The sequence below is a fragment of the Bacillus sp. V33-4 genome, assembly GCF_002860225.1.
In the GTDB taxonomy this organism is placed as follows: domain Bacteria; phylum Bacillota; class Bacilli; order Bacillales; family Cytobacillaceae; genus Bacillus_BJ; species Bacillus_BJ canaveralius.
The window spans coordinates 1-15,492 of record NZ_PGVC01000076.1 but is presented as its reverse complement, the minus strand read 5'-3'; the positions used below and the strand labels follow the sequence as shown (position 1 = coordinate 15,492).

At 41.2% G+C, this 15,492-nt stretch carries 16 protein-coding genes; 7 read left to right on the top strand and 9 right to left on the bottom strand.

Annotation, left to right across the window (positions count from 1 at the left end):
* A partial coding sequence (locus CVD23_RS20815; protein WP_180955749.1) for a transposase occupies positions 1 to 198 on the top strand: 198 nt, incomplete at its 5' end.
* Between the two features lie 130 nt (positions 199 to 328).
* Here the strand turns inward: CVD23_RS20815 and CVD23_RS20810 are convergent.
* The 3 genes from CVD23_RS20810 to CVD23_RS20800 form a co-directional block, all read right to left on the bottom strand.
* Positions 329 to 1,852 carry an MDR family MFS transporter gene (locus tag CVD23_RS20810; RefSeq protein WP_101667056.1) on the bottom strand — a complete coding sequence of 508 codons (1,524 nt, stop codon included), beginning with the start codon at positions 1,850 to 1,852 and terminating at the stop codon, positions 329 to 331.
* Positions 1,853 to 1,920: 68 nt separating this feature from the next.
* A complete protein-coding gene (cbpB, locus tag CVD23_RS20805) occupies positions 1,921 to 2,367 on the bottom strand; it encodes a cyclic-di-AMP-binding protein CbpB (RefSeq protein WP_101578202.1) in 447 nt (148 codons plus the stop codon).
* Positions 2,368 to 2,555: 188 nt separating this feature from the next.
* Positions 2,556 to 2,792 carry a YkuJ family protein gene (locus CVD23_RS20800; protein ID WP_101578203.1) on the bottom strand — a complete coding sequence of 79 codons (237 nt, stop codon included), beginning with the start codon at positions 2,790 to 2,792 and terminating at the stop codon, positions 2,556 to 2,558.
* A 179-nt stretch (positions 2,793 to 2,971) separates the two neighbouring features.
* On the opposite strand from CVD23_RS20800, the gene CVD23_RS20795 reads away from it, so the two are divergent.
* Both CVD23_RS20795 and CVD23_RS20790 read left to right on the top strand, forming a co-directional pair.
* A complete protein-coding gene (locus CVD23_RS20795; RefSeq protein WP_101667055.1) occupies positions 2,972 to 3,946 on the top strand; it encodes an MBL fold metallo-hydrolase in 975 nt (324 codons plus the stop codon).
* Positions 3,943 to 4,191, top strand: coding sequence for a glutaredoxin domain-containing protein (locus CVD23_RS20790; protein WP_101578205.1), 249 nt, complete (start codon positions 3,943 to 3,945; stop codon positions 4,189 to 4,191). Before CVD23_RS20795 ends, CVD23_RS20790 begins: the two co-directional genes overlap by 4 nt.
* A 63-nt stretch (positions 4,192 to 4,254) precedes the next feature.
* Here CVD23_RS20790 and CVD23_RS20785 read toward each other — a convergent pair whose 3' ends face one another.
* From CVD23_RS20785 to CVD23_RS20775, 3 genes are all read right to left on the bottom strand, one after another.
* Complete coding sequence (locus tag CVD23_RS20785) at positions 4,255 to 4,959, bottom strand: DUF3993 domain-containing protein (RefSeq protein WP_101578206.1); 705 nt, start codon at positions 4,957 to 4,959, stop codon at positions 4,255 to 4,257.
* A gap of 215 nt (positions 4,960 to 5,174) precedes the next feature.
* Positions 5,175 to 5,414 carry a hypothetical protein gene (locus CVD23_RS20780; protein WP_101578207.1) on the bottom strand — a complete coding sequence of 80 codons (240 nt, stop codon included), beginning with the start codon at positions 5,412 to 5,414 and terminating at the stop codon, positions 5,175 to 5,177.
* Positions 5,415 to 5,549: 135 nt separating this feature from the next.
* A complete protein-coding gene (locus CVD23_RS20775; protein ID WP_101667054.1) occupies positions 5,550 to 6,764 on the bottom strand; it encodes an EAL domain-containing protein in 1,215 nt (404 codons plus the stop codon).
* A 234-nt stretch (positions 6,765 to 6,998) separates the two neighbouring features.
* On the opposite strand from CVD23_RS20775, the gene CVD23_RS20770 reads away from it, so the two are divergent.
* Positions 6,999 to 7,781, top strand: a complete 783-nt coding sequence (locus CVD23_RS20770) for a C39 family peptidase (RefSeq protein WP_101667053.1) — start codon at positions 6,999 to 7,001, stop codon at positions 7,779 to 7,781.
* 271 nt (positions 7,782 to 8,052) lie between these two features.
* Positions 8,053 to 8,934, top strand: coding sequence for a metallophosphoesterase (locus CVD23_RS20765; RefSeq protein ID WP_101667059.1), 882 nt, complete (start codon positions 8,053 to 8,055; stop codon positions 8,932 to 8,934).
* Between the two features lie 31 nt (positions 8,935 to 8,965).
* Here CVD23_RS20765 and CVD23_RS20760 read toward each other — a convergent pair whose 3' ends face one another.
* Complete coding sequence (locus CVD23_RS20760; RefSeq protein WP_180955748.1) at positions 8,966 to 11,065, bottom strand: EAL domain-containing protein; 2,100 nt, start codon at positions 11,063 to 11,065, stop codon at positions 8,966 to 8,968.
* Between the two features lie 275 nt (positions 11,066 to 11,340).
* Here CVD23_RS20760 and CVD23_RS20755 point away from each other — a divergent pair, with 275 nt between their 5' ends.
* Together CVD23_RS20755 and CVD23_RS20750 are read left to right on the top strand one after the other, a co-directional pair.
* Positions 11,341 to 11,847, top strand: a complete 507-nt coding sequence (locus tag CVD23_RS20755) for a L,D-transpeptidase family protein (protein WP_180955747.1) — start codon at positions 11,341 to 11,343, stop codon at positions 11,845 to 11,847.
* A 214-nt stretch (positions 11,848 to 12,061) separates the two neighbouring features.
* Positions 12,062 to 12,526: a YkyB family protein gene (locus CVD23_RS20750; protein ID WP_101578212.1), complete on the top strand. Its 465-nt coding sequence runs from the start codon at positions 12,062 to 12,064 to the stop codon at positions 12,524 to 12,526.
* 435 nt (positions 12,527 to 12,961) lie between these two features.
* Here the strand turns inward: CVD23_RS20750 and CVD23_RS20745 are convergent, their stop codons facing one another.
* The gene (locus tag CVD23_RS20745) at positions 12,962 to 13,867 is read right to left on the bottom strand and encodes a chemotaxis protein (RefSeq protein WP_101578213.1); all 906 of its coding nucleotides are present in this window, start codon (positions 13,865 to 13,867) and stop codon (positions 12,962 to 12,964) included.
* Positions 13,868 to 14,029: 162 nt separating this feature from the next.
* Complete coding sequence (locus tag CVD23_RS20740; RefSeq protein ID WP_101667052.1) at positions 14,030 to 15,343, bottom strand: MFS transporter; 1,314 nt, start codon at positions 15,341 to 15,343, stop codon at positions 14,030 to 14,032.
* Positions 15,344 to 15,492: the final 149 nt, after the last annotated feature.

Here is a 15,492-nt window from a genome sequence, read left to right as displayed (position 1 = left end):
CAGGCGAAATTTCAGGAAAGCGAGTACTTCAAGGAGAAATCAAAAGAGCGCTACAAGATAGAGGCAAAAAATAGTGAGTTGAAGCACAGACACGGGTACGATGTGGCCACATCCTCGGGTTTAATTGGCATGGAGTTGCAAGGTGCCATAGCCATATTCACCGTCAATTTAAAGAGAATCTTGAAGCTAATGAGTTAAAAATAGAGGAAAACCAGACTGAAAAACAAGAAAAAGCCGACTCTTTCTTCCAGAAATCTGGAGTAAGAGTCGGCTTTTCTTTAGAAGCTATCAAGAAGACCATAAAATCCGCAGATTTTCAGTGGCCTCCTTAAGAAGCGGAGTTTTTCTCTCTTTTTGGAAGAAACAAGAGTAATAGAAAGCTGATAATCGCAAAAAGTAACACAACGTAATATACGTAATGGAGCGAGTAAGTCAATCCTTCCTGGAGAAGGTCTTTTAAGCTCTCGGAAAGCTGGCCCCGTTCCGCTTCGTTTAAAAGAATATTTGTAGAATCGACGGATAGCTCGTCTGGCTGGCCACTGCCATGCGTTTGGAAGTAATTCTTTATCCGGCTGTTTAAAATGCCTCCGAGCAGTGCGGCTCCGATTGTATTCCCCAAATTTCTCATAAACATATTTGACGCAGTGGCAATTCCCCGTTGCTGCCAATTTACCGTGCTCTGAATTGAGACGATAAACGTTGTTGTAGTTAGCCCCATACCGATTCCCAACAGAAAAGAGCCAGCTGCGGCCCACAGAGGTCCCGCTTCAGGAGACAGAGTAGCAAACATAATGCTACCAACAATTAACGAAATGCCACCAATCAGTGATGTGCTCCGAAAACCGATTGTCAACATGAGTCGTCCTGCTACCATCGAAGCGATTGGCCAGCCGATTGACATCGATGTCAATGTGAAGCCGGCCACGATTGGCGATCGTTCCATAACTCCCTGGACAAATGCCGGCAGGAAGCTGGAAATTCCAATCAGCATAACTCCCGTTGTCAAAGACGTTATATTGGCGATCAAGATTGAGCGCTCCCGCCAAATGTTAAAAGGCATCATTGGTTCCGCGGCTTTTCTTTCCTGGAAGATGAACAAAATAAATGCGATCACAGTTACTGCAAGGAGGCCGACTACCTGAGCTGAAAACCATGGCCAGTTTACTCCTCCCTCAACAAGGATAATCATCAAGGCAGAAATAGCTGTTGTCAGCAGCAGCGCTCCGCTATAATCAATTTGATGTTTTTTCTTCTCAACATTTTCATGCAAAAACAGCCACAAGCCGGCAATCGCCAAAATTCCGAGCGGGATATTGATCCAGAATACAGACCGCCAGCTAACAAACTCTACGAGCAATCCGCCAATTGCCGGACCCATCACGGCAGATATCCCCCACACACTCGATAAATAGCCTTGGATTTTCGCCCGTTCTTCGGTTGTGTATATATCGCCAACGATCGTTGTCGCGATCGGCAGTACGGCTCCGGCGCCAAATCCCTGTACAAATCTGAACAGGATTAGCATTTCCATAGATTGGGCAACCCCACAAAGTATCGATCCGATTAAAAAAACGATGATTCCGAAAGTCATAATTGGTTTACGGCCAAATAAATCGGAAAGCTTTCCGTAAATCAGGACCGTAACTGCATTCATTAATAAATAAGCGGAAAAGACCCAGCTGTATAAAGAAAATCCGCCCAAATCACCGACAATCGCCGGCATGGCGGTTGAAACGATTGTCGCTTCTATCGCACCCATGAACATCGCCAGCATGACGGCAGCAAGCACAAACGGCCGATTCGTCCGGCGGGCGATCAGCTTCTTTACCTGATTATTTGCAGCTTGTCCCATTATACCACCTCGAAAGCTTCTATAAAGTTACTTAAAAAAAGTGAGCCCCCGTATAGGGAGCCTGAAAGCTATTCCTTATTCCGCTTACGGACATTTTGGTTCAATAAATGAAGGACTGTCCTTCTTGTCAAGATACCTTCAAAAATTCCGTCCTTATCTTCCACACATAGAAAAGGATGGTCAACAAGCAGTTCCAAAGAGGCTTTTACATCAGCGTCAATTTTTAAGCGCGGAATCTTTTTATTCATAATTTCCTCGACCCGTTTTTGCTCGAGCTGTTCGAATTCAATCCGTTCCAGACCGAGAATTGCATCCATTATAACCGGGGTACTGATTAGCCCATGCAGTTTATAGTGGGGGTCCAACACGGGTATGGCTGTATAGCCGCTCTTTGTTAAAACGAGTAAAGCGTGTTCTAAATTATTCCCTACCTGCACGTGAGCAACCCGCTCGGAGGGAATCATCAATTGTTTAATGCTCATTTCTAAAAATTCCCCATTTTGAAGACTTATCATCGCCGAAAACTCCTCAATAATTGTTTTCACCATTTTTATTTTATCATAGTTTACAGTCAGGTGCCTTTACATACTACGATGCTGGCTGTTTATTATATTTCTGATTTCATCAAAAAAACAGCCATTCTGTCAAAACAACGGGGCTTCCGACAAGAATATCATTCTCATCTAAAGCCCCTCCTTAAATGTTATTGAATTAAGTCGAAAATCTCAATCGCAATCATATCGATGTTATCAAATTGATATCGCTTCGGCTTTTCCTTGTCATTGTATACTTCCAATTCAAACGTTTCAGTCTTTGCGTGATACGTAACCTGGCATTTTCTTTCTCCGTTCACCTCAAAAAACCTTTGAGCCGGCTCTCCTGCAGGCGATTGTTCCTGAAGGGTTTTCAATCTGGAAATAATTCCTTGAAGCTGTGACATGCTCCCTCTCCTTTCAAACAAAACAAACCTTTAACAGTAGGTTTCTCTTTTGGCATGTTTCTATCCAACTAGAATAAAATTCAGAATTTTTTAACTCAACTCATTTACATGCCAATATTTACAGAATAAAATAATGACAAGCATTTGTACAAGTAAAAGCATAAAAAGGGTGTGATTTTTTGAGTAGACCGGTCCAGCTTGCAGAGAAGATTTTTTTGATTGACGGACATGATTTGGGTTGGGAACAAAGAACAGGCTCATACTTATTAGCTGAAGAAAAATTAACATTGATTGAAACTTCTGCGAGCCCATCAGTTCCCCATATTCTTGCCGGCTTAAAAGCACTCGGAATTTCTCCAGAAGAAATCCGCTATATTATCGTTACCCATATTCACCTTGACCATGCCGGCGGTGCTGGCCTGCTGCTGGAGCACTGCCCGCATGCCGAAGTGGTCGTTCACCCTAAAGGTGCCAGGCATCTGATCAACCCGGAACGGCTGATTGCCGGGGCAAGGGCAGTTTACGGTGAAAAATTTGACGAACTTTTCAACCCGATCATTCCAGTACCTGAAAACCGCCATATTGGGAAAGCTGATCAAGAAACGCTCATGATCGGAAGAAATTGCACACTTACGTTTTATGATACTCCCGGTCACGCCAACCATCATTTCAGCATTCACCATTCAACTGTGAACGGGATATTTACCGGAGATACGGCTGGGGTTTCCTACCCGCAGCTTAAGAACAACGGCCTTGAGCTCTATTTGCCATCTACATCTCCCAATCAATTCGATCCGGATAAAATGAGACAGTCGATCGACTTATACGAACAGTTAAATGTTGATTATATCTTTTTTGGACATTACGGAATGTCTGACTGTCCCGGGGAAGTGTATAGCCAGGTTAGAAACTGGTTAAATATCTTTGTGGATGAAGCCTCAATGGCTTACAAGCAGGGTTCAAGCTTTCAGGAGCAGGTAGCATATACGAAAGAGAGGCTGGCTGCCCGGGTTTCATCCATTCTGCATGAAAAAGGCATCACACAAGGCCATGCTGCCGAAACAATCCTTTCACTTGACTTAAATGTATGTTCTATGGGATTAATTGATTATCTTCAGAAACAAACTAGAATAACGGGAGAATCAGCACTTTGAAAAAGATCATCTTATACAGCCAGCCCGAATGTCCTCCATGCGATATTGTTAAGCTTTTTTTTAAAGAGCACGGTGTTTCTTATCAAGAAAAGAATATTAAAAGCGATCCGGTTGCTTATCAAGAACTCACCGGGAAATTCCAGTCATACTCAACCCCTACCGTCATCATAAATGATACAGTTATAGCCGGGTTTGATTTAGAGAAACTTAGTGAATTATTGGACATCCCTGCAGCGCGACAATAATTTTGAAATAAAAGAAGCCTTGTCCAGATGACAAAGCTTCTTTCCGCTTATTCAAGGGCGATTTCATTGTCTCTCCCCGCTCGTCAAAAACGTTTGTGACGGTTCTTCTTGATGGTGATTGCTCATTGCCGCTACGTTTTGAAGGAAAGCGGAAAACGAAGCGATGCTCAAATAAAAACTGTAGCTGGCTGGTTCCAAGTTGGCAAAGAACGGCTCTTTAAAAACGAAATTGTCGTGGGCTTCTGAATCAGTTTGGACTTTTTTCCTCGCGGCGCCGATCATTTCTGCGGGATCCACACTATATAAATATTCCGATACTTTCCAATTGTTATTTTCCTTTTCGAGTAACAAACCTTCATAATGGCTTTCATAGCCTACTGGCCCTTCATGTTTTTCAGGGAAATACTCATACACAAAAATTTCATCTTCAAAAAACTCTACTTCTGTTACTTCAGAGAAATCGAAAAAAGGGATATAGTAAGGGGCTGAATCTGACCCGTAAGTAACATATTTGCCGCCTTCCTTGACGATATTCTCTTTTAGAAACACACTTTTATATTCACTTGTAAAATACCGATCCAGAATTTCATCGATCTCTTCCATTGTCCTGGTCTTCTCAGTTAGTGATACTTGTGCCTGCAAAGACTCTTCCAAAAATCGAAACACATCTTCCCTGCTTGTTAGGTCATTGACGGCCTGGGCACTTAGCGGGGTGATCAACAACAAAATCATGATGGCTGGCAGGAACTTCAACAGGTGTCTGGACAATTTGTTCTCCCCCTCGTATTGTGGCTGAATTGATCAAATCCTGTAATGCTTATCACAGCTCGAAGCTTCATCATTTACCCGGCTAATTGGTCACTGGTTTAAAAACTGATTCATAGTATTCACCATACCCTATACACCCCAATGATATTGCAAAAATAACGAATGATCAAAAAACAGTCATAAATACCCAGGTTCACAAAAACAGACTTTTCGCCCTACCACTCTGTGGCAAAAGCCATATAAATAATCGTTAATATCAGCAATGCAAAAAATATCAGATAGCTAAGAAAAATCGGGTTGCGAATATAGACATGCTGCTGTACTTGGCGCGGCAATGGACTGTCATGGCCGTCTTTCGAATTTTTTTGTGCTTTTGCAAGAGAATAAGTGTAAGCGGCAGCAAAAACGATCAATCCAGTTCCGATTGCCATTAATATCGTCATATATAAGCTCATCATGTCAGCTCCTTTTTTATCTCTGTCTGACTTTATTTTTCCGCTTGTCAGCTTGTTCTATTCTGTTTGGACTCGCTTGGGGAATCGTGCAAAAAACCGCTTTCGCAGGCGAAAGCGGGCTGGAGTTCGAGGTCATTAAAGCAGGCCATCATGTTCATATAGATACTCATATGACAAATCAATAAACAGGAATTCTTTTGTATTGAGCGGGTAGGAAAAGGTACGGATCGTGTCGCCCGTTTCAATATCACTGTACAAATCGGAAAGGATACCTTTTTTCTCATTTCTCATCCTCATGATATTCTCTAAGAAATACGGTCTCCAGCTCCAATTTTTTTGCAAATATTCTTTCTGGATGATCCACTGATTGTTTATTTTCAGGATATTTGCCGATTGTTGAAAACCGTCTTCATCGCACACATACATGCGAAACGCTATTTGATCCAGATGATTGGCGAGCGTGAAAAGCAACTCATCATTGACATCGTATTTGCGACGTTTAGCGAGAATCTCTTGTACCATTGACTGTAGCTTTTCCGATGCAAAAAAAAGTCGTTCCAATTTCTTTTTTTCAGAGACAATGAACTCGTGGAATTCCTTTTTCAATCTTTCCTTTAGAAAATTGCGGTCAACAAAGTCTTCATGTGGGTTATGTAAATAGAAGCCCTGATAATAGCGCCCCCCGTTTCTCCAGGCGAATTGAAGCTGATAAACCATCTCAATATTTTCAAATAACAGCGTGGCACCAATTTTACGGGCGAGCATTGACAACGAATACAAAATATCTTGATAGGACGGGCCGATTGCAGTTGATCGCAGAGCTTGAAGGTCCACCTTTAAAATATCTGGTGACAATTGGCCAATCCGATCCAGATGGCTGCTGTCATTTCCCATCTTGTCTATAGCAATTTTCATTCCGTACGTCCTGTAGTAGTTTAACAAATGGTCTAAGTGTTCAGGATTTCCCTCGTAGTTTCTTTCAGAAATTTCAAGAACGATTCTGTTTACGGCGATTCCTTTTTCTTGAAACCGAAGAAGGAGCTGAAGAAATTCCTCACCGCCATCAAGCATAAGCAATTCTGCATCCCGATTAACAAATAATAAGACATCACTGTCCAGACAAGCTGCTTTACGCAATGCTTTTTCCAAAACCGTGTTATCAACCTCAAGCCGGTATTCATCCGGTATTTGGCGGTCAAGAAAAAAAGGGCCGAGACTGGCAGCTCCGGAAGCTGTTCGGTATCTTCCCAATATTTCGTAACCGATGACCCGTTGTTCATCCGCACTGAATATTGGCTGAAAATAAGGTATGACATTTTCTAAATCCGTCAAAATATCCAATGCATCCATCTTCAACCCCCCAGCTGTTTTATAAATGATTTTACCATACTGTTGATTATATTTTCTCAAATAATGTTGGAAGCATGATACATAGATAATACATCTTCATTTGTAAATCCTAAAAATACTGCCATTATCGCGGTAAAAAGATAATGTGCAGTTCGTTCGAGCGGCGGTATTACCGTCCGAATCGACGGTCCTGCCGCCCGTTTGAAGGGGATCCTGTATGAAGGCGGGATAGACATGCAGAAAGTATTGTTGATTGCTTCGCTGCTTCCATTGCTTGGATGCAGCCCTGATCAGGCAAATGATGATAACAATCATAAAGCACAGGCGCTAGTAACATCATCTGAATACAGTACGGTGGGTTATCCCGAATCACAGGTCCAACGCAAACCGATAAAAATGAGTCAAAAAAAACTGCTTGACGTCCCTTTAATCAAACAGAATCCTGAACTAAAATACGGATGCGAAGTGACAAGCCTGGCTATGATGCTTCAATATGCAGGCGTCGAAACGACAAAATGGCAGCTGTATGAAAAAATCGTAAAAGACAATGATCCGCTTATTAAATCCCGAGACGGGGATATTTTAAAATGGGGAAATCCTGCGCGGGGCTTTGTTGGTGATATGACAGGCACACAAGCTGGATATGCGGTTTTTGATGAACCAATGATTGACTTAATTAACCGCTATCTCCCCCGAAGTGGCGTTAACTTAACCGGGAAGGATTTTAACGAAGTATTAAGGCATGTGTCCGACGGATACCCTGTGGTTGTCTGGACAACTGGGGATTACCGCGTGCCAGACCGCTGGGAATCATGGCAGCATGGTAACGAACAGATTGAAACACCGCTTGATTTGCATGCAGTGGTGATAGTAGGCTACGATGAGCGCTCTGTTTATATAAATGACCCTTTATCGGGTAAAAAACAAGTTCAAGTCAATAAAGAACAGTTTATTTCATCATGGGAAGCGTTAGAAAAGCGAGCTGTGAGTTTTCGAATCCAAATTCCTAGCACTTAAAGTGTATACAAAAAAGCTGAAGGTAATGCGCAAAAAGTAAAGTCGCATAACAACTTTACCGAGCCTTCAGCTTTTTTAAGTTTAGACCATTGTGAATACTTACCTTTAATAACAGCTGCCTTTACCCTTCAATTTCAATCAATAGTTTGTTAGTATTAAGAAGCGCCTTCATTGCCACAGAGCATGATCGTGAACATTCCAGAACGGTGTTTTATTGCTCTTTTTCAGATGGCATACTTGGTTGATTTTTTTAGATAGGTTGGTAGAAATGATGGCTAAAACGGTTACGCGAAGAAAATTTATAAAAAGAGCTTTTGTAGCGGTGTTTACCTGCATAGCAGCAAGTTTTGGAGCGATTTTTTATGCAAGAGAAATCGAACCCAAGCTCCTTGATATCACAACTTACCCGATTAAGAATCCAGTAATTCCGAAAGGTTTTGAGGGATTTAAAATCGTTCAGTTTAGCGATACGCACCTTGGCTTTCAATATGACCTGAAGCAGTTAAAACGGCTCATTGATAAGATCAATAAACTTGAGCCCGATTTAATTCTATTTACCGGCGACTTAATGGATGCGCCCAATAAATACGAAGATACGGATAAAATCGTCTTGATTCTCAGCCAGCTTAACGCCCCTTTTGGCAAATTTGCAGTATATGGAAACCACGACCACGGCGGTTACGGATCAGATATCTATAAAGATATTATGAGCAATTCAGGTTTTTCAGTTTTATTAAATGAATCCCGTCGTATTGAACTTCTCGACCATTCAAGTATTTATGTTATCGGGGTCGATGATGCCATGCTGGGCAAGCCCAATTTAAGTGCTTCCGTACAAAATGTTCCTGACGATGCTTATCAAATCCTGCTGTCGCACGCACCTGATCTTGCAGATGAGGCAGCTACTTTTGGCATCGGGTTGCAGCTTAGCGGCCACAGCCATGGCGGACAAGTACAAATACCGTTTGTTGGTGCCCTGATTACCCCCCCATTTGCTGAAAGATACCACGAGGGTTTTTATGAAGTCGGCGGGGCTGCCCCTTTGACCCTTTATGTTAACAGGGGGCTTGGCACGACAAGATTGCCGTTTCGATTTTTATCCAAACCCGAACTGACGATATTCATGTTATCTTCAGGAGATTTAAACGAATGAAAACAGTTAATATCCAGCTGCTTTTTCGTTTTTAAATAAACTGCTCCTCCACAGTGAGATAAAATAATGGTTTAGAGAACAGATAGCCCTGTGCCTTATGACAGTTTGCCTTTGCCAAAAAGTCTGCTTGCTCTTTATTCTCAACACCTTCAGCGATGACTTCCATTCCCAGGCTTCTGCCTAAATGGATAATTGTCGTTGTAATCGCGGCATTTTTTTCATTAACCAGAATATCTCTAACAAACGACTGATCAATTTTAAGGACGTCAATCGGAAATTGTTTTAAGTAATTTAATGAAGAATACCCGGTGCCAAAGTCGTCCACTGAAATCTTAATTCCAAGCTCTTTAAGGCGATTTAGTATCGGAATCGTTTCTTCTGTATCCTCCATCGCCCCTTCCGTAATTTCTATTTCTAAACTGGAAGGCAAAATACCCGCTTCATCGATCGCAGTTTGAATAACATTTACAAGGCTCGGCTGCAGGAACTGCTTAGGAGAAATATTGACGGCAATGCGGATTTGTTGATTCCGTTTATCAGTCCACGCTTTTATTTGCTTGCATGCAGTTGAAATCACCCAATTCCCAATCGGTACGATTAAACCTGTATCCTCTGCAAGCGGAATAAATTCATCAGGTGTAATAAAACCGAGCTCAGGACTGTTCCAGCGAATCAGTGCTTCAAAACTGTTAATCTCACCGCTCGCGAGGTTCACTTGCGGCTGATAATACAGCTCCAGCTCGTCCCGTTCAAGCGCTTTCCGCAAATGGGTTTCCAGAGTTAGGACATTTCCGAGCGAAGAATTCATATCGGACCGATAAAACTGGAAATGGGCTTTCCCCCTTTCCTTGACTCGGAACAATGCTTCATCCGCATTTTTAAGCAATGTCTCGGCATCTTTGCCGTCATTCGGGTACATACTGATGCCAATGCTTGGCGTGATGTAATATTCTCCTGACTGCAAATAAAATGATTCCATAAACATTGTCAGGATTTTCTGAGCAAAACGGGCCGTTTTTTTCCGGTCTGCATGATGAAGCAAAATAACGAATTCGTCCCCGCCCGGACGGTATACGCGACAGCCTTTTTTCTCCAGTTCTGCTAAACGGTCGGCAACCTTTTTCAATATTTCATCGCCAAAAAGGTGTCCGAGCGTGTCATTCAAATATTTAAAACGGTCCAGATCAATGGAAATCAGCGCAAAAGCTTGTTTTTTGCGCTTCGTAGTTGCGATCGATTCATCGAGATCATCAAGCAGCGCCCTTCTGTTCAGGACACCCGTAAGCTGATCATGAAAAGCCATAAATTTAATGGTTTCCGCGTTTTTCGCTTGTTCTGAAACATCCCTTGTAATGACATAGATCCCTTTTATTTCAGCATCAATAATGATTGGAACAGTTTTAATATGTACAGTTAAATGGGAGTTATTTTTATGTAAAAAACGGCAGTCCAGCGATTCGAGGGCATAACCATCCTCCGAATTATCAAGCAATGATTTAAAAACAGGCAAATCACTGTCGGAAACGAGTTCAAAGATCGAACACTTTTTCAATTGTTTTTCCGTATAGCCTGTAAGCCTGCGGGCAGCCGGATTAACCTCCAAAATATGTCCCATCAAGTCAATCGAAAAAATCGCATCCAAATTATGGTCAACAATCGAACGGTAACGCTGTTCACTTATAATCAATCTATTTTTCTCAACTAATGTATCAGTGATATCTCTTGTGACGGACACGACATAGCGGGTCAAGCCAGTTTCGTCCTTTACCGGGGATAACACCGATTCACCAAAAATACTGGTTCCATCATCGAGAAAAATTTCGTCAGAAAAAATTGACAGTTTATTATTGTGTAAAATCCGTTCATACTCTTTTTGTAAAGACACTGCGCGCTCATGCGTGAGGACTTCCTGCAAAGATTTCCCGATGCACTGCTTATTAAGCCCGGCGCGCAGCAATCCCATTTCGTTCACAAAGATATACTTAAAGCGCGGCCCTTTTTCGACCTTCATAATAAAAACCAAATCTTTGACATGCCGAAAAACGATATCAAAAATCATTTTTTCTATCTTCTTGTTTGTATCCTCATTGTCTATTTCTGCTGTTAAAATTCCTTTTAAATATTCTTCCATCCAATCATCCTCTTGGCCTGTACGATAGTATGAACAAAACGGGTAAAATAGACTATATCTCTATATTACTATTAAAGAGTGTTTTTAATCGACAAAAATTGCTACTTAACACGATAATTTTTAAAAAAATCTGAAGGCATCTATGGATCAGTTAATTATGAATTCCGCTTAGGCCGGACATGCGCAATTGAAACATTCTTTAAATACAAATAATTAGAAGGCAGTTCAGCGGGCTTTTACAATCCCGGATCCTGGCCAGTTCATTATAGAAAGGAATGATTCACATTTATCATCAAGTTGCCCCTGGAGAAACACTTTCTATCATTGCCAAAAATTATCGGAGGTCATTGTCCCAATTAGTGGCTGCCAATCCACAACTTATAAATCCTAATCTGCTTACAGCAGGACAGTTCATTTTAATACCTGGCCTTCCAGATCCTGATTCAATCCCCTACACCATTTCAGTCTCCCTGAACAGTCGACGGCTGACCTTATTAAAAAATGGCCAGCCTATAAAATCGTATCCAATTGCGGTTGGGAAAATGCTGACGATAACTCCCGTAGGCCAATATGTAATTGTCAATCGTGAACCAAATCCCGGCGGCCCATATGGTGCAATGTGGCTGTCATTATCAAAAGCAGGCTATGGCATCCATGGAACGAATAATCCTTCCTCAATTGGCAAAGCTGTCTCGAAAGGCTGTATACGGATGTTTAATCAAGATGTGCTGGAATTGTCACGGCTTGTCCCTAATGGGACGCGGGTATTAATCAGCCCGTGAATGAACTTAGTCGGAAACTTGCCGTTTGGCGAGTTTTTTTATATGATTTTGGATTATAACTATGGGACGGTGTAAGGGCTTAATGAAAACGTTTTGAGGGTATAAATAATAAGGATGTTAGAGAAAACAATTGTTGGCCGCCCTTTATTTCCCTCTTTTTTAAAAAAGAGGTATAATAAAGTGGATTAAACTATTTTGGAAAGGAGCGAAAACATTGAATCGGGACCTAAAACCATTTCCCCCATTAAAAGCAACGGCTGAAAACCTCTCGCAAGCCATCTTCACCGTAAATCGACATGCAAAGACAGCTCCAAATCCTAAATATTTATACAGGCTTAAAAAAGAAGCTATAAATAAAATGATTGGAGAAGGAAAGGCCAAAAAAGTTGGCTTGCATTTTTCCAGGAACCCAAGGAATAGCCAGCAACAGTCTGATGTGCTGGTCGTGTGCGGACACTATTCGTTTCACATACCTCCAACTAAAGACGATTTTAAGGAGTTGCCGCATCTTGGCAGTCTAAACGAAGCGATTCGGAATCCAAAGGCACAGATTCCACTCGGCCAGGCAAAAAAGCTGCTTCAATCATATACTGGAATAATCGAAGACAAGCGGGATCCGGACAATAAGCGGCAATACAAAAAACCGGTCTTTAAAAAGCTTGGTGAAAGCTATTTGTGAACGACCCTTCCTTATCGTCTGTTTTGGGACAAGCTGTCTATGTTGAAGGACGCACCTCCTCGTTTTCCATTTGCATTTGGAATGTAAGCAAAACAAAAAAGCCGGTTTTCCCGGCTTTTTTTGTTTATTGAGTCAATTTCACAATGTAATGAGCTAAACCGAAAAACGAAAGAATTTGTCTAGAGATACAGGAGAATACTGTAACAGACGAATAATACTATCTTAATTTTTGTTTTTCAATTAAAGGAGTAAATTTCACAATGTAACAAGCTATACCGAAAAACGAATGAAGGTGTCTAAATTAACAGGAGTATGCCGTAAGAAACGAATGATACTGTCTTAATTATAAATAACCGTTCGTTTTTCAGTTAAAGAATGCTTTTTATGAAATTCACTCAAAGAACTGCTTTATGAAATTCATTCGAATTCATTCTATTATAAAATATGTTTGTCAATTAAGTTGACAAGTTCTGCAATTTCTGGTTTGCTGACTTGAGCCTCGGCCCCGACCATTTCCCCTTTGTGGCGAAGGTCGTCGGTAATAAGCGATGAAAAAATGATCACTGGCAGCTTTTCAAAAGCGGAATCAGTTTTAATTCTTTTTGTTAAGTGATGCCCGTCCATTTGCGGCATTTCGATATCTGTAATGACAAGCTGAATTTCTTCCGCAATATCCTTGCCGTCTGCAGCAAGGTTTTCGAGATAAGTTAAAGCTTCACTGCCGTTTTCGCAAAATTCGATTGACTGAAATCCTGCCTCGGACAGCGTATCTTGTAAAAGCTTTCTTAGCAAGGGAGAATCTTCTGCCACCAGCAGCTTTTTATCTGAACGCGCCCTTGGTCCCAATTTTTTTACTTGCTCGACATTAATCCCTGACTCTGGATTAATATCAACGACAATTTTTTCAAAATCGAGCAGCAGTACCATTTCATCATGTAACTTGATCACACCGGTAATTTGGCTTTCGATTCCGTGGTACATGTCTGAAGGCTTTTCTATTTGGTTCCACGATATGCGGTGGATTTGCGTCACACTATGTACATGGAAAACAATCTTTTGTTTATTAAATTCCGCCACAATAAACTTATCTTGTTCAGGAGTTTCAGATGGTGGAAATCCCAGTGCATTTGCCATATTTATCACCGGCAAAACTTCTCCTCTTAATTCAATGATGCCTTCCACGTGAGGATGCGCATGAGGGATCTTGACCACTGTAGCAGGATTGATGATTTCCTTTACTTTAATAACGTTTATGCCAAATTTATTGATTCCAATTCCAAATTCGACAATTTCGAGCTCATTTGTACCGCTTTCCAGCAGGATTCCTTGTTTATTATCCAAATTTTGTTCGCCCTTCCTAAACATATTACAAAACTATATATCATAAATATCGGCATTTACTAATCATTGTTAAATGATTTATTAAAAAACAGCGCGACTCTTCTTGAAGTTTCGCGGCGAAATTGCAAAAAACCCGTTTTTCCAAACCGGTTTTCAAAGTAATTAATTGTTCTCTTCAGGAATCCTTGAATGAATGTACAGGCCGATTAAAGTTAAGATCATTAACGAACCAATCGCCATTCTGCTTGCGATATCCCCATGATCAGCAAAGACAAGGGTGATTGTCCCGTAGATTAACGGACCAACAATCGAAGACACTTTGCCTGAAAAGGCGAACAGGCCGAAAAATTGGCCCCGTTTGTCGTCTGGAGTCAAATCAACGATATAGGTCCTCGTCGTTACCCACATAGAACCTAAGGCAACACCAAACATGCTGCCTGCCAGCCAGAACATCCATTCATAGATCGCAAAGGTCGCGATCAACAGTGCAACAAGCAGCAGTACGCCCACGTATTTTACCGCTTTGTTTGCTCCTTTTGCCTTTGTCACATAGCCGAAAATAAACGAACCGATAATACTCGATATAGTCGAAACGAGATAAAGCAAAATAAACTGGCCGGTTGAAAATCCAACAATCGTTTTGGCATAGATGGCCATCATCGCAATCGTTGTCGAAATGGCATCATTCAAAAAGAAATAGGCGATCATAAACAAAAATATCGGTTTATACAATGTCATCTCTTTAAAAGTTTTGATAATTTCTCTATAGCCGCCGAGAAACGATTCTTTCTGTATATTATCATGAGGTTTGTCTTTGACAAAAAAGAATAAGGGCAAAGAAAAAGCTAAAAACAAAAGCGCAGTTGGAATAAATGCTTCATGAAAACCGTCATCACCGACAAATGGATAAACAGCGAGGCCAACTAAAGTTCCAATATATCCGACCGCGACGCCAAATCCAGAAATTAACGGGATTTCTTGCTTAGAGCCTAAATCGGAAATCATGGTATCATAGAATACAAGACTGGAATGGTAAAAGAATTTGGCGATAATAAATAGGATGATAACAAGCGCGAACGATAACGGTACGCCAAAAAGCTCACCGGGAAGTTTCCATCCTCCAAATATCCCCATGAAAAAAGTGGCGATAATCGAAAGGAGTGAAAAAATAACAATATACTTCTTTTTTCGCCCCGTCCCGTCAATCAAAACCCCAAATAATGGAGAAAAAAGGACCAGAAAAAAGCTTGCAATCGCATTTGAATAGGAAACAAATGTGCTCGCAATTTGGTTTAAAACCTCATTTTCCCCGATAACCTCCTGCAAATAAAATGGGAAAAATATCGTATTGATGTTTGAAGAAAAAATCGTATTGGCAAAATCGTATAAAGCCCACGATAAAATAGGCAAAGTAAAATATAAACGCCACGGGCTGATTTTGCCAGCCTGGCCGACCGGCTTTTCAAGCTGTCCCATTCGTTCATCCCCTTAAAAATCTTTTCTCTGATAGTAATACCATTATATGCTTTAAAAACCCTGCTAACTTTACAAAAATTTACACAACTTGAATCAATTTCATAAATTTAACCCCTTGAACCCCAATGGTTCTGAGACGCAAAAAAAGG